Annotated in this window: 21 protein-coding genes; 8 read left to right on the top strand and 13 right to left on the bottom strand. The window is 65.4% G+C overall.

Annotated features, from left to right (window positions below; translation table 11 throughout):
* The first annotated feature begins 62 nt into the window (after positions 1–62).
* Entirely contained in the window at positions 63–1,262 is a 1,200-nt protein-coding gene (locus KHN96_RS03280; protein WP_202966845.1) for a cupin domain-containing protein, read from the top strand.
* Here the strand turns inward: KHN96_RS03280 and KHN96_RS03275 are convergent.
* The 7 genes from KHN96_RS03275 to KHN96_RS03245 form a co-directional block, all read right to left on the bottom strand.
* The gene (locus tag KHN96_RS03275) at positions 1,193–2,668 is read right to left on the bottom strand and encodes a M81 family metallopeptidase (RefSeq protein ID WP_062738027.1); all 1,476 of its coding nucleotides are present in this window, start codon (positions 2,666–2,668) and stop codon (positions 1,193–1,195) included. The two genes, KHN96_RS03280 and KHN96_RS03275, sit on opposite strands and share 70 nt — an antisense overlap.
* Positions 2,669–2,687: 19 nt before the next feature.
* The gene (locus KHN96_RS03270) at positions 2,688–3,941 is read right to left on the bottom strand and encodes a Zn-dependent hydrolase (RefSeq protein ID WP_062738026.1); all 1,254 of its coding nucleotides are present in this window, start codon (positions 3,939–3,941) and stop codon (positions 2,688–2,690) included.
* 11 nt (positions 3,942–3,952) lie between these two features.
* Positions 3,953–4,669, bottom strand: a complete 717-nt coding sequence (locus KHN96_RS03265) for an ABC transporter ATP-binding protein (RefSeq protein WP_062738025.1) — start codon at positions 4,667–4,669, stop codon at positions 3,953–3,955.
* Complete coding sequence (locus KHN96_RS03260; RefSeq protein WP_062738024.1) at positions 4,666–5,436, bottom strand: ABC transporter ATP-binding protein; 771 nt, start codon at positions 5,434–5,436, stop codon at positions 4,666–4,668. Before KHN96_RS03260 ends, KHN96_RS03265 begins: the two co-directional genes overlap by 4 nt.
* Positions 5,433–6,401: a branched-chain amino acid ABC transporter permease gene (locus KHN96_RS03255; protein WP_062738023.1), complete on the bottom strand. Its 969-nt coding sequence runs from the start codon at positions 6,399–6,401 to the stop codon at positions 5,433–5,435. Before KHN96_RS03255 ends, KHN96_RS03260 begins: the two co-directional genes overlap by 4 nt.
* The gene (locus tag KHN96_RS03250) at positions 6,401–7,258 is read right to left on the bottom strand and encodes a branched-chain amino acid ABC transporter permease (RefSeq protein WP_009240143.1); all 858 of its coding nucleotides are present in this window, start codon (positions 7,256–7,258) and stop codon (positions 6,401–6,403) included. Before KHN96_RS03250 ends, KHN96_RS03255 begins: the two co-directional genes overlap by 1 nt.
* 84 nt (positions 7,259–7,342) lie before the next feature.
* The gene (locus KHN96_RS03245; RefSeq protein WP_062738022.1) at positions 7,343–8,542 is read right to left on the bottom strand and encodes an ABC transporter substrate-binding protein; all 1,200 of its coding nucleotides are present in this window, start codon (positions 8,540–8,542) and stop codon (positions 7,343–7,345) included.
* A gap of 355 nt (positions 8,543–8,897) precedes the next feature.
* Here KHN96_RS03245 and KHN96_RS03240 point away from each other — a divergent pair, with 355 nt between their 5' ends.
* Positions 8,898–9,734, top strand: a complete 837-nt coding sequence (locus tag KHN96_RS03240; RefSeq protein WP_062738021.1) for a FadR/GntR family transcriptional regulator — start codon at positions 8,898–8,900, stop codon at positions 9,732–9,734.
* 20 nt (positions 9,735–9,754) lie between these two features.
* Here KHN96_RS03240 and pobA read toward each other — a convergent pair whose 3' ends face one another.
* Both pobA and cynS read right to left on the bottom strand, forming a co-directional pair.
* Entirely contained in the window at positions 9,755–10,939 is a 1,185-nt protein-coding gene (gene pobA / locus KHN96_RS03235; RefSeq protein WP_062738020.1) for a 4-hydroxybenzoate 3-monooxygenase, read from the bottom strand.
* 505 nt (positions 10,940–11,444) lie between these two features.
* Positions 11,445–11,888, bottom strand: coding sequence for a cyanase (cynS, locus tag KHN96_RS03230; RefSeq protein ID WP_062738019.1), 444 nt, complete (start codon positions 11,886–11,888; stop codon positions 11,445–11,447).
* Between the two features lie 296 nt (positions 11,889–12,184).
* Between cynS and KHN96_RS03225 the strand changes: the two genes are divergently transcribed.
* The 5 genes from KHN96_RS03225 (at position 12,185) to KHN96_RS03205 (ending at position 18,581) form a co-directional block, all read left to right on the top strand.
* A complete protein-coding gene (locus tag KHN96_RS03225) occupies positions 12,185–13,543 on the top strand; it encodes a carbohydrate porin (RefSeq protein WP_045219002.1) in 1,359 nt (452 codons plus the stop codon).
* A 27-nt stretch (positions 13,544–13,570) separates the two neighbouring features.
* On the top strand, positions 13,571–14,578 hold the full coding sequence (gene xylF, locus KHN96_RS03220; protein ID WP_045219003.1) for a D-xylose ABC transporter substrate-binding protein: 1,008 nt from the start codon (positions 13,571–13,573) through the stop codon (positions 14,576–14,578).
* A 42-nt stretch (positions 14,579–14,620) separates the two neighbouring features.
* Complete coding sequence (locus tag KHN96_RS03215) at positions 14,621–16,168, top strand: xylose ABC transporter ATP-binding protein (RefSeq protein WP_045219005.1); 1,548 nt, start codon at positions 14,621–14,623, stop codon at positions 16,166–16,168.
* A gap of 13 nt (positions 16,169–16,181) precedes the next feature.
* Positions 16,182–17,381, top strand: coding sequence for a sugar ABC transporter permease (locus tag KHN96_RS03210; protein ID WP_045220337.1), 1,200 nt, complete (start codon positions 16,182–16,184; stop codon positions 17,379–17,381).
* A 273-nt stretch (positions 17,382–17,654) separates the two neighbouring features.
* On the top strand, positions 17,655–18,581 hold the full coding sequence (locus KHN96_RS03205) for an NAD-dependent epimerase/dehydratase family protein (protein ID WP_115044584.1): 927 nt from the start codon (positions 17,655–17,657) through the stop codon (positions 18,579–18,581).
* A 67-nt stretch (positions 18,582–18,648) separates the two neighbouring features.
* Here KHN96_RS03205 and KHN96_RS03200 read toward each other — a convergent pair whose 3' ends face one another.
* The 3 genes from KHN96_RS03200 to KHN96_RS03190 form a co-directional block, all read right to left on the bottom strand.
* Positions 18,649–19,872 (bottom strand): GumC domain-containing protein, encoded by a 1,224-nt coding sequence (locus tag KHN96_RS03200; RefSeq protein WP_045219009.1) that lies wholly within the window; start codon positions 19,870–19,872, stop codon positions 18,649–18,651.
* A gap of 427 nt (positions 19,873–20,299) precedes the next feature.
* Complete coding sequence (locus KHN96_RS03195; RefSeq protein WP_062738558.1) at positions 20,300–21,340, bottom strand: LacI family DNA-binding transcriptional regulator; 1,041 nt, start codon at positions 21,338–21,340, stop codon at positions 20,300–20,302.
* 109 nt (positions 21,341–21,449) lie between these two features.
* Complete coding sequence (locus KHN96_RS03190) at positions 21,450–22,340, bottom strand: DMT family transporter (RefSeq protein WP_062738559.1); 891 nt, start codon at positions 22,338–22,340, stop codon at positions 21,450–21,452.
* A gap of 110 nt (positions 22,341–22,450) precedes the next feature.
* On the opposite strand from KHN96_RS03190, the gene KHN96_RS03185 reads away from it, so the two are divergent.
* Positions 22,451–23,269, top strand: a complete 819-nt coding sequence (locus KHN96_RS03185; RefSeq protein WP_062738560.1) for an AraC family transcriptional regulator — start codon at positions 22,451–22,453, stop codon at positions 23,267–23,269.
* Here KHN96_RS03185 and KHN96_RS03180 read toward each other — a convergent pair.
* Positions 23,254–23,952 (bottom strand): SDR family oxidoreductase, encoded by a 699-nt coding sequence (locus tag KHN96_RS03180; RefSeq protein ID WP_062738561.1) that lies wholly within the window; start codon positions 23,950–23,952, stop codon positions 23,254–23,256. The genes KHN96_RS03185 and KHN96_RS03180 overlap by 16 nt on opposite strands.
* Positions 23,953–23,968: the final 16 nt, after the last annotated feature.

Below are 23,968 nucleotides of genomic sequence, written 5' to 3'. Positions count from 1 at the left end.
GCGAGGATCGAAGCGGGGCAGGTCGTTCTCCATCGATGTTGATCGATTCACGGAGGGTTGCGATGAACACGCACACCACGGAGTTCCAACGCGCTGCGAGCCTGTTGCATCCGGGCGGCAATCCCATCCGGCTCAATACAGGCGACTTCGTTGCGGTCGATCGCCGCCAGGATGCCAGGTACGAAGCGACCTATCGCCCGCAGGCGCTGTACAGCCGCGCCGACGAAGGCTTTGCCGCCAACAACGAAGCCTTCCTGCTGCATGAGGTCGCCACCAACCGGCCGATCTATCTGGAAGACACCGGCCCGACCGATTTCCATCTGCATCTGCCGCCGGGCGCGTTTCAGTTCGTGCTGGTCACCTCGGGCGTATTTACGTTCGACTATGATGGCCGGCTGCATTACGTCGGCCCGGGCTCGGTGATCCTGCAAAGCGCAATCGTGCATCGGCAGCTTTTTTACACGTGGTCGGGCCTGTCGACCGAAGACAACCTGAGCACGCCGCAAACCGTGGTGCCCGACGCACTTTCCATGGGGTGCTCGGGCAAGTTTCTCGAAGCGTTCATCACCGATCCGACGACGTTTCCCAACCCGACGATTGTGCCGTCGGCGCTGATCGACGAAGCCGAGACGCCGCGCATCGCCTGGAGTCATCCGGCACATGACCGGCCGGCCGGTGCAGACTTCTGGGTGCAAGACCCGCTGGAATTGCATGCGCTGTACAAGCCGCTTGCCGGCGACTCCATCCAATCGCCCGGACCGGTCTACGTGCGCGACACCGGCATCGAAGCACCCAGCGGCCAGCTTGTGACGGGACACATCATTGCCACCGACCCGCGTGGTCAGTCGAGCCTTCCCAAGAGCCAGGCAGGGGCAGTGGACGCGGCGTCCTTCTCGAAAGGCGAGGTGGTCGTTTACCGCGTCATTCGCGGCACGGCCGAATTCAAGGACGGCGCGGGCAATATGCTCGAGCTGGCCGCCGGCGACGTGGTCACGGCAGGCCAGCATTCGGTCAGGCTTGTCGGCATGGGCGAAGACACGCAGATCCTCCGCCTCGGCCTGCTGAGCAACATCGAAAAGCTGCGCAGCTGGACGCGCGCGCAATGCGACGAGATCGACGGCCTGGCGGGCCGCATCATCAACAGGACGGAGACGCGCCCGCAACGGACCGAGGGTAAGCCGGTCGGGTATCTCTACGAAACCGTCGCGGCATCCAACGGGAACACGGGCCGCTTGAGCGTGGCAAACGGAAAGCGGGTGTAGTCCGAACTCGTCACGCCGCCGCCGTCGCACTCCACCACGGCCCTGGCAATGGGCACGAACACGGGCCGGCAATACATGCGCGACTTCAGCAGCACGAAGCGCGCGGCATGCGGGTCCACGCCGATGTGCGTGAAGATGCCGAGGTCCCAATGCTCCTGCGGCGTCTCCGTGACGACGATCTGCGCCGCGCCGATGTCGAGCAGCGCCGTTCGCCCCATGCGGATGCGCTGGCCCGTATAGGTCGGCCCCGTGATGGTGTATTCGCCGTCGCTGATGGCGACGACCTTGCCCGTCAGCGCGCGCGGCACGGGGTAGATGCCGAGCTGCACGAGCGGCACCTTGTCGCCCACCGGCAGCGTGACCGTGGCCCCCTTGCCCGCCTCGATCATCGCCGCGACGGCTTCCGGGTCGCACACCGGCCCGACAGCGATGCCGGTCAAGCCTTGCCGCAACGCTTCGTGCAGGACGTGCATGTCGTCGCACGTGCCGCCCGACATGCAGTTGTCGCCATGATCGAGCAGCAGCACGGGGCCGCTGCCCGGGGCGTCGGCCAACTTGGCCGCACGCGCGATCGATTCGGTCAACGGTTCAGAGCGATAGACGAACCCTTCGCGATCAGCCCAGATGGCATCGGCAATGCGTTGCGCCGCAGCGTCGGCGGCATGTTTGTCGCCGTTGCCGACCACCACGACGGAAAGGCACGGCGCGGCAATGTCGGCCAGCCCGAATCCGGCCAGGACCGACACGGCCAGCATGCCGTCGTTCTCGGCCTGCTTGGCGAGCGCCACGGCGCGGTGCATCGCGCCTTCGTCGGTGCGGCTGCGCAGGGTGTGCGTGACCATCGGCAGGCGGCGCCACGCGAGCACGGGGTTCGCGCGGCCGGCCAGCTTGTCGAACAGCAGGCGGCCGGCGTGCTCGCCGGTTTCGTACATGTCAACGTGCGGATACGTCTTGAAACTGACTGCGATGTCGGCCAAGTCGATGAACTTCTGCGTGAGATTGCCGTGCAAGTCGAGCGCGACGGCAATCGGCACATCGGGCACCACCGCGCGCAGACGTTCGAGCAGATCGCCTTCGCCATCGTCGCTGTTCTCCGCGACCATCGCGCCGTGCAGGTCGAGCAACAGCGCATCGCACCCGGGCGCCGCCGCGACGATGGCGTCGCACAACGTGGTGTATGCCTCGGCAGCGACGCGTCCGCTGGGGTTCGCTCCGGCCACGACGGGCACGACGATTTCCGCGCCTGCCGCCTCCGCCAGATCGATGAACGCACCAGCCGCCGTGCGCGTGCCCTTGGCGGCACGGTACGCGTCGGCGCCGTAGTGCGGATGGAACGATGCCAGCGACGTCGGCACCGGCGAGAACGTATTCGTCTCGTGATTGAAGCGGGCGATCAGGATGCGCATGGGCGGTCGGGGGGTTGTGTCAAACGCGGCCAGCGGCCTGCAGCATTGCGTGCAGCAGCACGTTGGCCCCGGCTTCCAGATGTTCGGGGCGGGCGTCTTCGATCTCGTTGTGGCTGATCCCGTCCTTGCACGGCACGAAGATCATCGCGGTGGGGGCCACGCGCGCCAGGTAGACCGCGTCATGGCCTGCGCCGCTGATCACGTCCATCTCCGACAACCCCAACTGCCGCGCGCCGCTGCGCACCGCGTTCACCAACGTGGCGTCAAACGGCTGCGGCGGGAAGTAGACGACCTGGCGCAATGCGATGTCGATGCCGCTGCGGGTGCGCAACTCCGCCACTGCGTCATGCAGCGCCGCATCCATGTCGGACAACATCGCGTCGTCGGCCGCGCGAAAGTCGATCGTCATCGAAACCTGGCCCGGAATCACGTTGCGCGAATCCGGATGCACGCTCAGGCAGCCCACCGTGGCGCGCGCATGCGGCGGGCGCTCGAGCGCGATGCGGTTGGCAATGCCGACGAGTTCTGCGGCTGGCAGCAACGCATCGCGGCGCAGCTCCATCGGCGTGGGGCCGGCGTGCGCTTCCATGCCGGTCAAGACCACGTCGTACCAGCGCTGGCCGAGCGCGCCCGTCACCACGCCGATGGTCGTGGCGTGCGCCTCCAGCACCGGCCCCTGTTCGATATGCGCTTCGAAGTAGGCGCCGACGGCTCGGCCGCCAACAGGCTCACTCCCCGCGTAGCCGATACTGCGCAACGCCTCGCCCACGGCCACGCCGTCGCGGTCCTGCGCGGCCAGCACGGCGTCCAGCGCAAACTCGCCGATGAACGCGCCGGAGCCCATCATCACCGGCACGAAGCGCGAACCTTCTTCGTTGGTCCACACGGCCACTTCGATGGGCGCTTCCGTTTCGATGCCCGCATCGTTGAGCGCGCGCACGACCTCGATGCCCGCGAACACGCCGTAGTTGCCGTCGAACTTGCCGCCGGTCGGCTGCGTGTCGATGTGGCTGCCGGTCATGACGGGCGGCAGCGCGTTGTTGCGCCCTGGCCGGCGCGCGAAGAGGTTGCCGATGGCGTCCACACGCACGGTGCAGCCCGCGGCTTCGGCATGTGCAACGAAGAAATCGCGGCCTTGCCGGTCGAGATCGGTCAGTGCAAGGCGGCACACGCCGCCCTTGGGCGTGGCGCCGATGCGCGCCTGCTGCATGAGCGTGTTCCACAGGCGCGCGCCGTTGATGCGCAAAGTGGTGTCGAGTTGGGTGGTCGTCATGATGTGTACGTTTAAGCGGCCAGGCCGACGCCAAGGTAGCGGTCCTTGATGGCGTCGTCGGCGCGGAAGGCTTCGTTGGTGCCGGTGTAGACCACGCGGCCCTGTTCGATGATCACGTGGCGATCGGCGAGCTGCGTGCAGACTTCGAGGTTCTGTTCGACGAGCAGGATGGATACGCCCGCCTGCTTGATGACCTTCAGCTGCGCGACGATCTCTTCCACGATGACGGGCGCCAGACCTTCGACCGGTTCGTCGAGCATCAGCAGGCGCGGGTGGTTCATCAGCGCGCGCCCGATGGCGAGCATCTGCTGCTCGCCGCCGGAGAGGTTGGCGCCGCCGTTGCGCCGCCGCTCATGCAAGCGCGGGAAGATGCGATAGATGTCGGCCAGCTGCCACGGAGAATCCCGCCGCGCGCCGAGCTTCAGGTTTTCCTCCACCGTCAGCAGCTTGAAGATGCCGCGATGCTCCGGCACCAGGCACAGGCCCTGCGCGGCAATGCGATGCGGCGGCTGCCCAGCGATGTCCTTGCCGCGAAAACGCACCTGCCCGCCGCGCGGCGTCACCACGCCGGCAATCGTCTTCAGGGTGGTCGATTTTCCGGCGCCATTGCGGCCGAGCAGCGTCACGAGTTCGCCCTCTCCCACCGTGAGCACCACGCCCTGCAGCACGTGGCTCTTGCCGTAATAGCCGTGGAGGTCTGCAACGTCGAGAATCGCCGTCGTCGTCATTTCTTGCCTCCCGTGATCATGTTGCCGAGATACGCGGCGCGCACGCGCGGGTCCGACCGCACGGCGTCGGGCGTGCCCTCCATGAGCACCTTGCCCTGCTGCATGACGGTGATCGTGTCGGAGATGTCCATCACGATGTCCATGTTGTGTTCGATCAGAACGACGGTGTGGTCCTGCGCGAGGCCGCGAATGAGCGCCTTCATGGCGGGCAGATCGTCCACGCCCATGCCGGAGGTCGGCTCGTCGAGAAAGATCGCACGCGGGTTGGCGGCCAGGGCCATGCCGACTTCCAGCCGCCGCTGCTGGCCGTGCGAAAGCGCGGCGGCTGGCGTGTCGGCCAGGCGCGGCAACTCCAGCCGTTCGAGCACGCGGTCGACCGTATCGGTGCAGGCCAGATCGCCCTGCGGCAGGCGCCAGCCGTGCATGGCGCGACGCGGCGTGGTGCCGAGAGCGGCCAGGCGCAGGTTCTCGCGCACCGACAAGCTCGGGAACAGGCTCGTCACCTGGAACGAACGTGCGATGCCGCGCTGCACGCGCTGGTAGTCGGCTTCGCGCGTCACGTCGTGGCCATCGAAGACGATGGTGCCGCTGGTGATCATGCGCGTGCCCGTGAGCATGTGGAACAGCGTGGTCTTGCCCGCGCCATTGGGCCCGATGACGGAGTGGACCGTGCCGGGCATCACACGCAAGTCAACGCCGCCCAGTGCGGTGAACTTGCCGTACTGCTTGACGATGCCGGTGGCCTGGAGGATGGGCGTGGTGGTCATGCGCGCTCCTCCTGCACCGCCGGTGCGTGACGCGGCGCGCGCACGCGCTGCCACAGCTTCTGCGCGAGCCCGAACAGCCCGCGCTGCATGAACAGGCTCACCGCAATCAAGAGGAAGCCCAGCAGCATCAGCCAGCGCGGCCACAGGCTCGAGAGCCAGTCCGACAGCAACACATAGAACGCTGCGCCCAACACCGACGCAAACACGTTGCCCGTGCCGCCGATGACGGTCATCACCAGAATCATCTCGCTGACGTGGTAGTCGATATTGGCCAGCGGCGCGATGCCCGTGAGCATGGCGTGCAGGGCGCCAGCCAGCCCCGTCACCGCACCGGAGATGACAAACGCGAGCAGCTTGAAGGCGCGCACGTTGTAGCCGACGGCGAGCGCACGTTCTTCGTTGTCGCGAATCGCCAGCAGCGTGCGGCCAAACACCGATTCCGTCACACGCTGCACGAGGAAGAACACGACAAGGAACAGCACTGCCACGAACGCGTAGAACGCCCACGGCGACGCCGCAAACGCCGGACGCGGAATGTCCAGCAGGCCGTTGTCTCCGCCTGTGAGCGACGGCGTGGTGTAGGCCAGGAAATAGAACATCTGGGAGAAAGCCAGCGTCAGCATGACGAAGTACGTGCCGCGCTGGCGGATCGCAAACCAGCCGACCACCGCCGCCACGACCGCGCCCACCACCACGGCCAGGACAAGCGCCACCGGCATCGGCAGCGCCAGTTGTGTGAGGCCGATGCCCGCGGCGTAGCTGCCGAGCCCGAAGAAGATGCCTTGCCCGAACGACAGCAGCCCCGTGTAGCCGAGCAGCACGTTGCAGGCCATCACGGCCATCGCGTAGACGAGCACTTCGGTGGCCAACGTGCCTGACCTGAGCACCAGCGGCAGCAGCAACGTCACGCACAGCGCCAGCCACCAGAAGCGGTGTCGCGAAATTCCATGGAATGCGGCTTGCATCATCCCCTCCCCAGCAGGCCGTGCGGGCGCAGCAGCAGCACGGCCGCCATCGCCACGTAGATCATCAGCCGCGCGCCCTCGGGCCACAGCGTGCTCATCAGGCTCTGCACGATGCCGACCAGCAGGCCGCCGACCAGCGCCCCCGCAAAGCTGCCCATGCCGCCCACCACCACAACCACGAAGGCGACGCCGAGGGCCTCCACGCCCATGAACGGCTCCGCGCCGCGAATGGGCGCCGCCAGCACACCGGCCACCGCTGCCGTCGCCGCGCCCAGTGCAAACATCAAGCTGAACAGGCGGAACACGTTGATGCCGAGCAGCGAGACCATCTCGGTCGATTCACTGCCCGCGCGCACCGCGCTGCCCAGGCGCGTGCCCTCCAGCAGCCACCACAGCGCGAGCGCCAGCACGGCTGTAAAACCGATGACGAACAGGCGGTATTTCGGGTAGACGAAATCGCCCCACATCACCACGCCCTGCAAGGCATCGGGTGCCGGTACATCGACGCCCAGCGGCCCCCACGCCACGATGATGAGTTCCTGCACGACCAGGGCCAGACCCACGGTGACGAGGATGTGGAATTCGTGCGCCTGCGCGTAGACGTGGCGCAGCAGCACCTTCTCCGTCACCCACGCCAGCGCGCCGATGACGATGGGCGCAAGCACGAGCGCCAGCCAGAAATCCATGCCCATCTGCAAGGCCTGGAAGCAGAGATACGCGCCCAGCGCATAAAACGCGCCGTGGGCGAAATTGACGAAGCGCAACAGCCCGAAGATGATCGACAGCCCCACCGCCAGCAGGAAGTAGAGCATGCCGATCCCCACGCCGTTGACGACCTGGAGCAGGTAGACGTTCATTGCGTTGACCGAAATGGCACTCAGGAAGACAAGCGCCCGTGCTTCAACAGCTGAAGCCAGCCGGGCGTGCCGCAGATCAGACCCTCAGGCCATCTTGCACTGCGTCTGCTCCACCGGCAGGAAGGCCTTGCCGACGGCGACCACTTCGGCGAAGTCGTCCTTGTCCTTCATGCGGTTCTTGGGCTTGCCCTTGAGCAGGTAGTAGTTCTTGAGCACCTGGTGGTCGGCCGCGCGAATTTCTTCGGGGCCCGTCAGACCGTCGTACTTCATGCCCTGCAGCGCGGCAATCACGGCCTTCGGATCGGCGCTGCCGGCCTTGGCCATCGCGTCGAGCAGGATCTTGGTGCAGGTGTACGAGCCTGCCAGGCTGTAGTTCGGGTTGGTCTTGAACGCGGCCTGTGTGCGCTTGACCAGATCGCGGTTGGCAGGCGTATCGACGTCGTGCCAGTACTGCGCGCCGAAGTACACGCCATCGCACAGGTCGGCGCCGAGCGATTCGAACTGCTCCAGGCCAGACGCCCACGCCACCAGGATCGTCGTGTTCTTCTTCATGCCGAAGCTCACCGCCTGGCGCAGCGTGTCGGACGATTGCGAGCCGAAGTTCAGGATCAGCAGCACGTCGGGCTTGGCGGCCATCGCGTTGGTCAGGTAGCCGCTGAATTCCTTCTCGGTGAGCGCGTGATAGCTGTTGCCCACATGCTCGATACCCTTTTCCTTGAAGATGTTCTTGGCCGCCGAGAGCAACCCATCGCCAAACACGTATTGCGGCGTGATGGTGTACCAGCGCTTGGCCTTGGGCATCGATTCGATCAGCGGGCGCACGGTGCGCTCGATGGCGCCGTATGTGGGCACCGACCAGCGGAAGGTCGCACGGTTGCAGTCCTTGCCGGTAATTTCATCGGCGCCCGCGGTCGTGATGAACACCCCGCCGAACTTCTCCGCCTCCTTGCCCATCGCGAGCGACTCGGACGACAGGATGCCGCCCGCGAAGTAGCGCGCGTTCTTCTGCTGCGCGAGTTCCTGCATCTTGCGCACGGCCGTGGCCGGCTTGCCTTCGGTGTCGAGCACGCTGTACGCCAGCGGGCGCCCCAGCACCTTGCCGTATTGCTCCACGGCCAGTTTCATGCCCAGGTCGGCGAATTTGCCGTTGGCGGCAAACGCGCCGGACATCGGCACCGGGCAGCCGAGTTCGATGGCATCGGCGGCCAACGCGGAACGGGCCTGCAGCACCGACGCGGGCACGGCGGACAGCGCCGCCAGTTTGAGCAAATCTCGACGATTCAAAGCGCACTCCTTGGGGTCGTGTGGATACAGAACAGCGCTCGGAGCCACCACCGGCGGCAGCTTCCTCCAGGCCTTCACCGGCAAGGTCTTCGCCGGCCATCCCGTCGAGCAAGAACCAGACCAGTTTCTTATATTTGTTATGATAAATAGGCGAAATCATCATAGAAGCCGCCTCCACGCCGCGTCAACGACGACGAAGTCGGTGTTTACGCCAAGGTATGGACGATGAAGGCGCCGGGCGACGATGCGAAAACGCGGTGCGTGCGCACGATCGGAGGGCATGCATGCACCACGTCGGGCAAGCCCTGCAGCACAGCCCGGCAGTTAGAATGCGCGCAACAAGGAACGGACATCCATGGCCACACTCGGAGCAGGCAAGACACCGCCGATCGGCATCCGCAAGCAGAAACGCGCTGATCTCGTTGCCGAAGAACTCAAGCGGCTGATCACGCAGCGCAACCTCAAGCCCGGCGACAAGCTCCCGCAGGAGGTCAAGCTGCAGGAGACCTTCGGCGTGAGCAAGGGCACCATCCGCGAAGCCCTCAAATCATTGGAAGTGCAAGGCCTGGTGAGTGTGAGCACGGGGCCCGCCGGCGGCGGCACCATCGTCGAGGTGCCGCTGGACCGCACGTTCCAGCTCATGCAGAACTATCTGTTCTTCAAAGACATCGGCATTGCGGATGTCTACACCGTGCGGCGCCTGCTGGAGCCTGAACTGGCCGCCGGCGCCGTGCCGCATCTGACCGAAGACGACTTCCGCGCGCTCGAGCACACCATCGACCTGTGCGACCCAGCGTCGACCAAGGCTGCTGCGCCGCTCGACCAGCGCCAGGAAGACCTGAGCTTTCACGACATCCTGGCCGCTGCCAATCCCAATCCGATGCTGCGGTTCTGCTGCGAGCTGATCAACGAGATGATTCGGCAGCTTGTGGTGTTCGGCAACGAAACCTCGCCGAAGGACCACGCGAAGTTCGGCGCCTCCAACGTGAAGTTCCACCGGCAGATTCTGGATGCGGCCCGCGCGCGCGACGCCGACACCGTGCGTGCACTCATGAGTACGCACATGGAAGACTGCACGCACCACGTCACGCGCATGAAGGGCCGCGTGCATGGCCGCCTGGTGCTGGATTCGGAGATGCCGCGCCGCGGCCGCCCGCTCATCGACGGGCACGACGACGGCGACGAAGAGTAACTGGCCCGGCCGCTCGGCCGTCATTCGATGGGATCGAACGGCAGGCCGACGTAGTTTTCTGCGATGGTTCTCCGTCCGGCCTCGGAGTCGAGGAAGTAGGCGTAGTCGGTCTGCTGCATGCGCCTGTCGAACGCGTCGCGGCCAGGAAACTCGTGGAGCAGGTTGGTCATGAACCACGAGAACCGCTCGGCCTTCCAGATGCGGCCGAGCGCAATCGAAGAGTATTTCTGCAGCCAGTCCGTTCGCCCCTCGTGGTACACCCCGCGCAGGATCCGGTAGAGCGTGTTCACGTCGCTCGCGGCGAGGTTCAGCCCCTTGGCACCGGTCGGCGGAACAATGTGCGCCGCGTCGCCCACGAGGAAAAGCCTGCCGTACTGGATCGGCTCGACAACGTAGCTGCGCAGCGGCGCGATGCTCTTCTCGATCGACGGGCCCGTGACCACGTGGGCGGCCACGTCCTCGGGCAGACGCGTCCGCAGCTCCTTCCAGAAGCGATCGTCGGGCCAGGCTTCCACGCGCTCATCGAGCGGCACCTGCAGGTAGTACCGGCTGCGCGTGGTCGAGCGCTGGCTGCAAAGCGCAAAGCCGCGCGCATGGTATGCATAGATCAGCTCGTCACTGACGGGCGGCGTGTCGGAAAGCAGCCCCAGCCAGCCGAACGGATAGACGCGCTCATAGTGCGTCAGAAGATGTTCGGGAATGCTCTTGCGCGAAACGCCATGAAAGCCGTCGCATCCCGCGACGTAATCGCAGTCGACGCGCAACGATTCGCCGTGCGTCTGGAAGCTGACGTAGGGCTTGTCGGTGTCGAGGTCATGCAGGCGCACGTCGGCGGCTTCGTACACGGTCTGGGCGCCGCTGGCCTTGCGGGCGGCCATCAGGTCCCGCGTGACTTCGGTCTGCCCGTAGACCGTCACGGTCGAGCCGCCGGTCAGCGTTTTCAGGTCGATGCGGTCGCGTCGTCCGCCATAGATGAGTTCGATCCCCTCGTGAATCAGGCCTTCCCTGTCGAGGCGCTCGCTGACGCCCGCCTCGCGCATCAGTTCGACCGTGCCCTGCTCGAGCACGCCGGCACGGATCCGGCCAAGGACGTATTCCCCGGTTTGCCGCTCGAGCACGACGTTGTCAATGCCGGCCCTGCTGAGCAGTTGGCCGAGCAGCAGGCCCGACGGCCCCGCACCGATGATGGCGACGCAAGTCTTCATCGCGATGTCTCCTTGTGTTGCCGGGGGTTTTGGGGCCCTTGTGCGGGCGCGACAAAGCCGAAGGCGGCAACGATCGGGAAACGCAGCAGCAGGATGGGCCACCGGGACGGCGAGGAGGGGCACTCGGCAAGGAAGCGCTGCACGTGGAGTGCGGCTGTTGCGTGGGTCGTGCTCATTCGCCAACCCCGGCCGGTGGCGCGGAGCCGGAGAGCGTCGCACAGGCGTGATGCCTGCGCCGTGGGGCGCCAAATCATCTTGTCTCCTTGATCCTTCGGATCTGTCGCTGTTCGTCCGCGGCGGCAGCGGATGTTCTTGTTGCGAACATCCGTACGGATAACGGATCTGCGGTGGATCGTAGGAAGAGGAGCAAAATTTCACAACGCCATATTGGGAATACCCGGTATCTCGATTTCGGATAGTGCTTCACGTAGAGCGCGGAGCCGACACCGAAGCCCTCGCAGCGAGCGGATTGCCGCGCGATGGCGCACCGGCGCGGCAGGACGCTTCAATACGTCTTGTAGGGCAGGAACTTGCCGCTCATCACAATGCGAACGCGGTCGCCTTTCGGGTCCGGCTCGCGCGTGAGATCCATGTTGAAATCGATCGCGCTCATGATGCCGTCGCCAAACTCCTCGTGGATCAGCGCCTTGAACGTGGTGCCGTACACGCTGATGAGCTCGTAGAACCGATAGATCAGCGGATCGGTCGGCACGGCCGTCGGCAGCGAGCCCTTGTACGGCGGCACCTGCAGTAGCGCGATGGCCTCTTCAGGCAGGTCCAGCGCCGCACCAATGGCGTTCGCCTGCGCTTCGGTCAGCGTCATCTGGCCGAGCAGCGCTGCCGTGCTCCACTCCTTGCTGTGGCCGATCACCTCGGCCAACTGCGCCCACGTCAGTTGCTTTTTGATCTTCTGCAGGAAGATCAGGTCGGTCACATCTTCGCGTTGCATGGCGGCTCCTCGGGCGGTTCGGAAAACGGCGTGCAGCATGAGCAAGATCGATACCATGCAGAAAGCCGCGCACCCATGGCAGCGCTGGGCCTGTCGCCTGCGATTTCCGCACCGCAGCATCGCCGTCCATCGCCCTCGACACGGTGCATGGTCCCGAACGAACTAGGGCAAACCCCGAGATTGACAGCGCTGTCAATTGTGTCCATTCTTGCGTCCGTCGGCCCGCCACACTATTCAGAAGAGAACGCCGACACCGCTGTCATGCGACATGCGGTTCCAATATCAGGAGACAGTCCATGGAGCTCGAATTCGCGCGCCGCTCGACAGCACGTCCGGCCGCACGTCAGCAGTCCCGCAGCAAACGCATCGGCATGTCGGCCATCACCGCCGCGGTGCTCGCCCTGGGCGCGGCCGGCGCGCACGCGTATGACGTCACCACCAGCCCGTATCTGACCGGCGACTGGGGCGGCCTGCGCACCCGCCTGGCCGAACAGGGCGTGACCTTCAATCTCGGCTACGGCAGTGAAATCGCGCACAACTTCAGCGGCGGCACCGAACACCTCACGCGCTACACCGACCAGTGGGTCATCGGCACCGCGATGGACCTGCAGAAGCTCGTCGGCTGGCAGGGTGCAACGTTCCAGGCGACCGTGACGGACCGCAACGGCCGCAACCTCGGCAGCGATGCGAACATCGGCAACAACATGCTGATCCAGGAAGTCTATGGCCGCGGCCAGACGTGGCACCTGACGCAGTTCTGGCTGAACCAGAAGCTGCTCAACGATCGCCTGGAGATCAAGGCCGGCCGCGTGACGGTGGGCGAAGACTTCTTCTCGTTCTCGTGCGACTTCCAGAACCTGACGTTCTGCGGCTCGCAGCCGGGCAACCTGGTGGGTGGCTACTGGGTGAACTGGCCGACCAGCCAGTGGGGCGCGCGCGCCAAGGTGCACACCTCGGCCGACACCTACGCGCAGATCGGCGTGTACCAGGTCAACCCGAACTACGTGGATGACGGCTGGGCCCGCCGCAACGGCTGGAAGCTCAACAACCCGGGCGGCACCACCGGCGCCCTGATCCCGCTGGAATTCGGCTGGATGCCCAAGATCGAGGGCCGCCCCGGCACGTACCGCGTGGGCGTCTGGTACAACACGTCCGACGGCAAGGACCTCTACGAAGACGTGAACGGCAACCCGCGCGGCATCACCGGGCTGGATGCGCGCCAGCGCAACGGCCAATACGGCGCCTACCTGAACCTGCAGCAGCAGATCACCGGCGCGCCCGATGGCCGCGGCGCCACGGTGTTCCTGAACTTCTCGCAGGCGGACCGCAACACCGCGCAGACCGATCACCAGATCTCGGTCGGCGTGCAGTACAAGGGGCCGTTTGACCGCCTGCAGGACACCATCGGCTTTGCCGTGGGCGCCACGCACAACAACGGGCGCTTCGCCGACTACGTGCACCAGGTCAATGCCCGCACCGGCGCGAATACCGTGGTGGGCGACGGCTACGAGTACGTGAGCGAGCTCTACTACAGCTGGTCGCCGGTGAAATCGGTGTACTTCCGGCCGAATCTGCAGTACATCCTGCATCCGGGCGGCACCACGCAGAACAAGAATGCGTTCGTCGTCGGCCTGAAGACGGGCGTCACCTTCTAAAGCATCGACGCAAAACAGGAGACCTTCATGATTTCCCGCGTACTGAACACCCTGGCCGCAGCGGCCATCCTCACCTTTGCCGCAACGTCGGCGCACGCCAGCAAGGAAGCGCCGGTGATCGGCTTCTCGATCGACGACCTGCGCGTGGAGCGCTGGACGCACGACCGCGATTACTTTGTCGAATCGGCCAAGAAGCTGGGCGCGACTGTCAACGTGCAGTCGGCCAACGCCAACGAAGCCAAGCAGATCGCCCAGATCGAAAACCTGATCGCGCAGAACGTCGACGTGCTCGTGATCGTGCCGTTCAACTCCAAGGTGCTGGGCAACGCCATCGCCAGCGCCAAGAAGAAGGGCATCAAGGTCGTGTCGTATGACCGCCTGATCCTGAACGCCGATGTGGACGGCTACGTCACGTTCGACAACGTGAAGGTGGGCGAGCTGCAGGCACAGGGCGTGGTCAAGCTGGCCCCGAAGGGCAACTACTTCCTGCTCGGCGGGGCCTCGACCGACAACAACGCTCGCCTGCTGCGCGAAGGCCAGATGAAGGTGCTCAAGCCGCTGGTCGACAAGGGCGACATCAAGATCGTCGGTGAGCAGTGGACGCCCGAGTGGGACCCCGCCAAGGCGCAGAACATTGTTGAGAACGCGCTGACGGCGAACAACAACAATATCCAGGGCATCGTGGCGTCTAACGATGGCACGGCCGGCGGCGCGATCCAGGCGCTGGCGCGCCAGAAGCTGGCAGGCAAGGTGCCGGTGTCCGGTCAGGACGCCGACCTGGCTGCCGTGCGCCGGGTGGCCGAGGGCACCCAGGCCATGACGGTGTACAAGCCGATCAAGCAGATCGCCGCGACCGCTGCCGAAATGGCCGTCGACTTCGTCAAGGGCACCACGCCGAAGTTCAACACCAAGCTGAACAACGGCAAGAAAGACGTCGACACCATCCTGCTGACCCCGACGCTGCTGACCAAGGACAACCTGGACGTGGTCGTCAAGGACGGCTTCTATACGCGCCAGCAGGTCTTCGGCAAGTAAGCCGTCGATGCAGTGGTCAGTCGTAGTCAGTAGGAGAACGCCATGAGCAGTAGCGGCACCCTGTTCGAGATGCGCAACATCGTGAAGTCGTTCTCCGGTGTGCGCGCGCTCGACGGCGTCAGCCTGGCAGTGAAGCCGGGCGAGTGCGTCGGTTTGTGCGGGGAGAACGGCGCCGGAAAGTCGACCCTCATGAAGGTGCTGTCGGGGGTCTACCCGTACGGCACCTTCGAGGGCGAAATCCTCTGGGAGGGGCAACCACTGCACGCGCATTCCGTGCGCGACAGCGAGCGCGCCGGCATCGTGATCATCCATCAGGAGCTGATGCTGGTCCAGCAGCTCTCCGTGACGGAAAACATCTTCCTGGGCAACGAGATCACCAAGCCCGGGGGTCGCATGGACTACGACGCCATGCACGCCAAGGCCGAGGCATTGCTCGCGCGCCTGCGACTGACCGACGTGAACGTGGCCGCGCCCGTGATGAACTACGGCAGCGGCCACCAGCAGCTCTTCGAAATTGCCAAGGCGCTCGCCAAGAACGCGCGCCTGCTGATCCTGGACGAACCGACGTCGTCGCTGTCGGCCAAGGAAATCGAGGTGCTGCTGTCCATCATCGAAGACCTCAAGCGCAGCGGCGTGGCGTGTGTGTACATCTCGCACAAGCTCGACGAGGTCAAGCGCGTGTGCGACACCATCACCGTCATCCGCGACGGCAAGCACATCGGCACGCGCCCGGCCGCCGACATGCGCATCGATGACATCATCACCATGATGGTCGGCCGCGAGATGACGTCGCTGTTCCCCAAGATCGAACACACCGTGGGCGAGGTGGTGATGGAAGCACGCAACGTCACCTGCTGGGACGTCACCAACCCGAACCGCAAGCGCGCGGACAACGTGAGCTTTGCCGTGCGGCGCGGCGAGATTCTCGGCATTGCCGGCCTGGTCGGCGCGGGGCGTACGGAGATGGTGTCCGCGCTGTTTGGTGCCTACCCCGGCCGCTCCACCGCCGAGATCATCATGGAGGGCAAGCCGGTCAAGGTCGGTTCGCCGGCGGAAGCGATTGCCAACGGCATCTGCCTCGTCCCGGAAGACCGCAAGCGGCACGGCATCGTGCCGCTGATGGCCGTGGGCGAGAACATCACGCTGGCCACGCTCGCGCAGTACGCACGCGGTCTGCGCGTCGACAAGGGCGCCGAGCTGACCACCGTCGATCGCGAAATCAAGCGCCTGCGTATCAAGACCGCCAGCCCGGCGCTGTCGATCGCCAGCCTGTCCGGCGGCAATCAGCAGAAGGCCGTCGTCACGAAGATGGTGCTGGCGATGCCGAAGGTGCTGATCCTGGACGAACCGACGCGCGGTGTCGACGTCGGCTCCAAGTACGACATCTACAAGATGATTGCCGACCTGGCCGCCAGCGGCGTCGCGATCATCATGGTCTCGTCCGAGATGCCGGAGATCCTGGGCATGAGCGATCGTGTCCTCGTCATGGGCGAGGGCCAGGTGCGCGGCGACTTCGTCAATCAAGGCCTGACCCAGGAGCGCATCCTGGCCGCAGCCATCCATGCAGAACCGCAGCCCCAGGCTGCCTGAACAGAGCTTCGCCATGTCGAACATCCTGCAATCCCAACTCGCCCGCCAAGGCGGTAACGGCGGCCCCCGCCTCGACAGCCGCGCCATTCAGCAACTGTTCGTGCGCTACAAGGTGCTGGCCCTGCTGCTGGCCGTGGCGCTCATCTGGATCTTCTTCCAGGTCCAGACCAACGGCACGTTCCTCAAGCCCAACAGCATCTCCAACCTGTTCCTGCAGATGTCGGTGACCGGCATGCTGGCCTGCGGCATGGTGTTCGTCATCATCGCCGGGGAGATCGACCTGTCGGTCGGCTCGCTGCTCGGCCTGCTGGGCGGGCTGGTCGCCATCCTGACCGTCAACCTGGGGTGGAACACGTGGCTGGCGGTCATCACCGTGCTCGTGGCCGGTGCGGCCATCGGCGTGGTCAACGGCTTCATCACGACCAAGCTGCGCGTGCCATCGTTCATTGTTGGCCTGGGCGGCATGCTGGCCTTCCGTGGCCTGCTGCAATGGAGCACCGACAGCGTGACGATCGCGCCCGTGCCCGATGACCTCGGCAACCTGGCCCAGAGCTTTGTGCCGGCATCGCTGGCGTGGTCGCTGGCCGCTCTCATCGTCGCCGGTTCGGTCTTCCTGACCGTGCGCCGCCGCCGTGACCGCGCACGCCTGTCGCTCTCGTTGCCGCCGCTGTGGGCCGACGGCCTGAAACTGCTGGCCATCGCGGCGGCATCGTTCGGCTTCGTCGCCGTGCTCAACCAGGCCAACGGCGTGCCGCTGCCGGTGTTGATCCTGCTGGTGCTGCTGGCCATCTTCTCGTACGTGGCCACGCAAACCGTGTTCGGCCGCCACGTGTATGCGGTCGGCGGCAACATGGAAGCAACGCGCCTGTCGGGCGTGAACGTGGGCCGTGTGAAGCTGTTCGTGTTCGTGCTGATGGGTCTGATGTGCGCCTTCGCCGGCATCATCACCACGGCGCGCTCGGCGGCGGGTTCGCCGTCGGCCGGCGTGGGCGGCGAGCTCGACGCCATCTCCGCCTGCTTCATCGGCGGCACCTCGATGCGCGGCGGCTCGGGCACCGTGTACGGCGCGCTGATCGGCGCCCTCGTCATGGCAAGCCTCGACAACGGCATGCAGCAAATGAACGTCGACGCCTCGTGGCAGATGATCGTCAAGGGCGGCGTGCTCGTGCTCGCGGTGCTGATCGACGTGCTGTCCGGCTCCAACCGCGGCTGACAAGGCGAGCGGAACCCAGCCGGGCGCAACGCAAAGCACAGAGACGGTCTGGCTGTCCCTGCCCTGGATGGCGCCTTGGGTTTCTGTAAGCGGGCATCTCCGCCCGTTTCGGAAATCCGACGACGTTCTCGCCATCCCGGGGGTGCCTTTCTTTGCTGACTTACTCTGGCAAGACAAAGAAAGTCAGCCGGCCCCGGCAGGGACGAAAGCACGGGATGGACCACCACCGTCCAACCCCCGCCCCACCCCAACACCCAACCCAACTCCAACACCGTGGCTAACTACCAACCCCCCGCTCGCGTACTGGTCACCGGCGTAGCCGGCAACCTCGGCCGCAAGGTCGTCGAGGCACTGGCCTCCGCCCCATGGTGCACCGCCATCATCGGTATCGACTGGGTCGACCAGAACGTGTCGTTCTCTGCGCAGGCCACCCAGCGCCTCCAGTGGGTCAAAGCCGACCTCACGCAGGCCGACGGCGCATGGACCGGCGTGCGCGAGAACGTCGATGCCGTCATCCACCTGGCCGCCATCCATTCCACGCCAGATGCGACGTGGGAGCAGGCATTGGCCTCGTACGGCATGACGCTGAACGTGCTGCAGGCCGCCGCCACGCGCGGCGTGCGCCGCTTCGTGTTCGCCTCGTCCAACCACGCCATGGGCGCGTACAAGGATCAGCCGCTGGCCGCCACCATCGGCCCCGGCAAGCTCACCGCCGAGCTGCCGCCCGCGCCCGGCACGCGCTGGAACAACGGCACCGAAGACGTCTATTCGCTCGCCTACGGCACCTCCAAGGCGATGGGAGAACGGTTGTGCAAAGCCATCGCCGAAGTGTCTGCGGCCAACGGCGGCAAGCTGTCGATCGTGTCGCTGCGCATCGGCTGGGCCCTGCCCGACGAAAACGATCCCAACGACATCAACTATTCCGGCACCGCCGGCACGCCCGTGCCGGACGAACTGCCCGACGAAGCCAGCCGCATCGCCCTGCGCTGGTTCCGCAACATGTGGCTATCGAACGGCGACCTGCGCCGGCTGTTCCTCAGCGCCGTCACGGCAGACCCGGAAAGCTGGCCGGCACCGGCCATCGTCGTCAACGGGGTGTCGAACAACAGCGGGATGGACTGGGGGCTGGAGACCGGCCGGAAGCTGCTGGGTTATGACCCGCAGGATGACCTGTATGCGCTGGTCGGTGTATCGCAGTAGCCGCGCCGCCAGCAGCAAAAAAGGCCCGGCATGATAGCCGGGCCTTTTGCATTTGCAGCGTCTGGAGTCAGGCCACGTGGACGGGTCGCAGGACGTCTTCCGGGTCATCCTCCTGGCCGTGCGCTGCCTGGGGTGCACGCAGCTTATCGCGCGCCAGCACAACGGCGGCGCCGAGGCCGATCCCCCCGATCAACGACAGCAGCATCAACGCCAGCGGACCGGGGCCCGAGCGATACTCCGGCAACGTCGGGCCGGAAACAAACCGTGCTTCCGTGATGTGCTTGTTCCGCATCTGCTCGGCCACCAGCATGATCTGGTTATAGACTTCGCGAACCTTGTCATCCTGAAGATCCTTGTCAGCGAAGACTGCCTTCGCCGTCTTCACGAACTCAGCCAGCAGCGCGGCGCCTGTCTGCGGCTGAGCGCTGCGTTGTTGAATGCGGTCATAGAACTCCATACGCAGTGCATTCTGCGCACCATCGCGTTCGAGCAACGTCAACTGCGCCTTCAGGTCGGCAATCTCGGTTTCAATGCCGACCAGCTGCGCCATGGGCGACAGATAGCGTGAGGACTGGCTGTCGCTCCCGGTCGACAGCAACTGCCGCGCTTCCATCTTCGACGCTTCCGGATACTTGCCAGCGATCGCCCGCGCCGCTTCCAGCCGGCTGCCCGCCTGCGCCAATGCCACGCGCTTCTGAATGATCTGGTTGTCGATCGTCTGCTTCTTGGTTTTCGCCTCGCCGGCCTTGGTGTAGATCGTATCGACGAGGTCCTCGCTGAGCATGGTGTCCTTGATGTAGTCGCCCATCAATTGGACACGTGCCTGCGCATGCTCTGCGGATGGGTCTTTGAACGAGATCGAGAACCCGAGAATGCCGGCGGCATCGAGGACACCCTTTGCATCCACGATATACCGCAGATCCTCCTTGGACAACGGTAGAACAGGCTGCACGTGGGCCTGCACGAAATGTTCGCTCAGGTGTCCGAGCAGGTAGTTATCGTTTGCGTCGTTGGGCTTCTTGTTTTCTTCGAGATAGCGGCGCAGCGTCTCGCGGTCCCAGAATGCCGCCTTTTGCGCGTTGTACTCGGCAAACTTGCGGGGGGCACGCAGGAAACCCTCACTGGAATACTGCCGACCCATCCAGAAAGCTACGGCGAAAATCAGTGCGGCAAATGCAACGGAAAACAAAACGATCTGTCGCCGTAATTGCCAGCAGCGCGACATTAATGCTTGCCAATCCAGACCAAACTCGCCGTCTTCCGCATATACCGCGGCATTGCCGTTCTTCATCAATTCTTCCGTCCAAAAAATCGTTCAATTACTGCCGGCGAGTGGCCGCAATCGCGCCCTCGACTTGGTCCATTTCGCCAGAGTCGCGCGGGTAGCGGAGGGGGCATCGGGCCAAAGAGGCTCGCCAACCTTGCCATGAGGCCGTGCAGACATGACAGCTTGGTGACGAATTGCGCGAATAGAAGCGATGACGAAACGGAACAGACGTTTACGTTTTCGTAATCATTTCAGGAGGGCCCGGCCGGTCACCGGAAATCCCAATATAGGCGATCGGCAAACCGTTGTGCGAATAACCCGCACTGCAACATAACGTCCCGGTCAAGGTTCCACCACCCCCCGACCGGGTGGGTCAGTCAGTGGATTGGGGCGGCACAAGGGCGCCTGACGTCACTTTTTAATTTGCCTGGCTGCCATGGCCAGCCGCATTTTAAATCCGGGGTGGACAGGTGGACTCCCGGATTACCAGCTCGTATTGTAAATTTTCGTGCACCGAATGCGGTTTCAGCCCCGGTAAATGCGGGCGATGAATCGCGACGAGCTGTTCCACCGCCGCATGCGCCATCGCCTGGATCGGCTGGCGCACGGTGGTGAGGGCGGGCCACAGCTGGCGGGAGAGCGGCGTGTCGTCGTAGCCGCAGATGGACAGTTCTTCCGGCACCTTGATGCCACGCGCCTGCGCCACGCGCAGCACGCCGGCGGCCATGTCGTCGTTGCCGGCAAAGATCGCGGTCGGCCGCGGCTCGCGTGAGAGCAACCGCTCGGCGCAGGCGACGCCCGATTCAAACGAATGCTCGCCCTGCTCGACCAGGCGCTCGTCGACCTCGATGCCGGCTTGCGCCATCGCATCGCGGTAGCCGAACACGCGCTGGTATGCAGCGCCGTGGTGCGGGTCGCACACCACGAAGCCGATGCGGCGGTGGCCCAGGCCGATGAGGTGCAGCGTCATGTCGCGCGCGGCGGCGCGGTCTTCGGTGTTGACGGACAGGCCCTTGTGCTGGCGATCGGCCGGTGCGAGACGTACGTAATCGATGCCGGCTTCATCCAGCGCCGCAACCAATGACGACACGTCCGACACCGGCGGCGTGAGGATGACGCCGGCCAGTGCACGCTGGCGGGCGCTCTGGATGATCTGCGCGGCGAGGCCCGGATCGCGGTAGTTGCAGGGGGTGAGCAGCAGGCTGTAGTCGAGCGCCCGGCACGCTTCGAGCGCGCCGTGCTGGATGTTGACGATGTAGTTGTCCGACGGGTTGTCGTAGACCAGCGCGATGATGTCGGCGCGCTTGCTGGCCAGTCGCCGGGCGGCGGGGTTGGGCCGGTAATCCAGCGCCTGCATCGCCTCGACTACCTTGGCGCGCGTCTTTTCGCTAATGTTGGGCTCGTGGTTCAGCACGCGCGAGACGGTCTTGATCGACACGCCCGCATGCGCGGCAACATCATCGACGGTGACGGCTCCGGCGCTGCGTTTCATGGTCTGCGATTGGGGTTCTGGAAGACGCGGCGGGCGCCACTGGTGCGCCCGTCGTGCGGTCGATTTTACCGCCAACCACCGCGCCGCGCGGGGGGAAATCCGTGCGTGTTCAGGCGCGCGCGCCCCGTCCCAACGCGGGCAGGCGCACGATGCCCTGCGCCAGGCTCACACCCAGCAATACGAGACCGCCGCCGATCCAGTGATAACTGTGCACGGTCTCGCCGAGCATGACCGCGGCCAGGCCGGCCGTGAAGACCGGCATCAGGTTCATGAGCACCGCCGTGCGCTCGCTGCCGATGCGCTTGAGGCCGAGCATCCAGAGGTACGACGCGACAATCGACGAGGCAATGCCCGCAAACACGACCAGCCCGATGCCCTTGGCCGGAATGGCCAGGCTGTGCGCCGTCATGGCCACGGGCACGAGCATTACCACGGCCATCAGCACCTGCACATACAGGTTCAGCCACTGCCCGAACGGCAGCGCCCAGCGCCGATACAGGATGTTGTACAGCGCGTAGGCCGTGGCGCCGACGAGCACCAGCACGTCGCCGTGGTTGATGCCGCCGTCGAACAGGTTGGCCGGCTCTCCGCGGCCGAGCAGATACAGCACGCCCAGCAGCGAGACAACCACCCCCGCCACCGCCTGCGCGCCCACGGGCTGACGAAACACCGCCACGTTCAGGACCAGCCCCAGCAGCGGGATCAACGCGCCGATCACGCCCATGTTGGTCGCGCTCGTGCTGTGCGCCGCGTAATACGCGAGGCACTGGTACATCACCATGCCGAGCAGCGCGAGCACGGCAAAGCGCCGCCACTGCGCCGCGATCGCCTGGCGCTGGCGCCACAACGGCCGCGCACAGAACGGCGTCAGCACGATCGCCGCCACCACCCAGCGGTACAGCGAGATGGCCGCCGGGTCGACCACACCGGCCGCGGCCTTCGACACAATCGTATTGGCAGCCCAGATCAGCACTGCCAGCAAGGGATACAGCACAGGCACGAGGGCCTCCGTGGAACAATCGAAGAAGGCAGTGTAGTGATGTCCGGTTCAGAACATATACTGCAAACCGGACAACTTCACCGCTCGAAGACGACAACCGAGCGAGCCCCATGTACACCGCCTACCGCGAAGCCGATCTGCGGGTGCCCAAGGGCGCACCGTTCTACTTCCGCTACGACCATTTCGCGCCCGAAACCGACATCGAGCCGCACACGCATCCGTGGGGCCAGATCAACCGCATCAGCCTGGGGCTCATGGAAGTGGCCGTCGATGGCCGCCGGTTGACGGCGCCGGCGGAGTACCTGATCTGGGTGCCGGCCAACCAGCCGCATTCCGCGTCGATCCGGCAGGCGACGGATTTCCTCTCGGTGTACGTGGCCGAGCCGCTCGCGCAACGGCTGCCGCCCATGGCATGCCTGATTCCGCAGACGCCGCTGGTGCGGGCACTGATCGAGGATTTCGCCACGCGCCGCATCACCGCCATGGCCGACGACTGGGACCTCCGCCAGTTCGAACTGCTCGTCCAGGCCCTCGTGCGGGCCGGCCACGCCGACAGCTACCTGCCCGACAGCACCGATCGCCAGCTCGAGCCCATCCTGCAGGCCATCCGCCTCGACCCCGCCGACAACACCACCCTCAAGCAATGGGCCGACCGCGTGCACAGTACCGAGCGCACACTCGCTCGCCGCTTCCAGGCCGAACTGGGCATGACCTTCGTGCAATGGCGCAACCGCGTACGCCTGCTGCGCGCGCTGGTGTGGCTCAGGGAAGACCGGCCGGTGCAGGAGATTGCGCTTGCGCTCGGCTACGGGGCGCCCTCTGCGTTCATTGCGATGTTCCGCAAGCAGGTCGGGTTTTCACCGCAGCGCTATCGCCGCCAGATGTGCGGCGAGGGCGAGCGCCCCGCCGCCGGTCAGGCCGCGAGGTAGGCCGGCGTTGCGCCCGAGAGCGATTGCTTCACGTTGCGGCCCACGTCATCCACGAGGACTTCGTCGCGGCCGTCGGCCAGTGCGCGCAGCACTTCGGCCACGACGTGTTCGGGCGTCGACTTCGGCGCGGCCACGCCCGCCGTCATGTCGGTATCGATGTAGGCCGGGTGCACGCCGACCACGCGTGTCCCCTGGCTGCGCAACTCGTGCCGCAAGCCGTTGGTGAGCGCCCAGGCCGCGGCCTTCGATGCGCTGTAAGCCCCGCTCGTCGGGAGCGCCACCCAGCTCAGTACCGACAGCACGTTCACAACGGCGCCTCCGCCGTTGCGCTTGAGCACCGGCGCAAACGCCTGCGTGACGGCCAGCAGGCCCCACACGTTCACGTCAAAGGTCTGGTGGATCGCGCCGATGTCAGCGGGCGCGAGCAAGGACGCGGGCTGCATGATGCCTGCGTTGTTGACGACCACGTCAACGTCCGTGAGCGCCGCTGCTGCTGCGGCGATCGACTCGGCGTCGGTCACATCGAGGCGCACGGCCTGCACGCCCGGCTGCGTGACCGTCTGCGGGTCGCGGGCGCCTGCGTAGACCTTGGCGGCGCCAGCGGCCAGCAGCGCCTGCGTGAACTGCCGCCCCAGGCCGCGATTGGCGCCCGTCACCAGAATGGTCTTGCCTTTGATATCCATATCGATCTCCATGTGT

It is taken from the genome of Ralstonia mannitolilytica (genome assembly GCF_905397375.1).
GTDB classification, from domain to species: Bacteria; Pseudomonadota; Gammaproteobacteria; order Burkholderiales; family Burkholderiaceae; genus Ralstonia; species Ralstonia mannitolilytica.
Note: the sequence above shows the minus strand (reverse complement) of the source record. Positions and strands in the feature narration are given on the sequence as shown.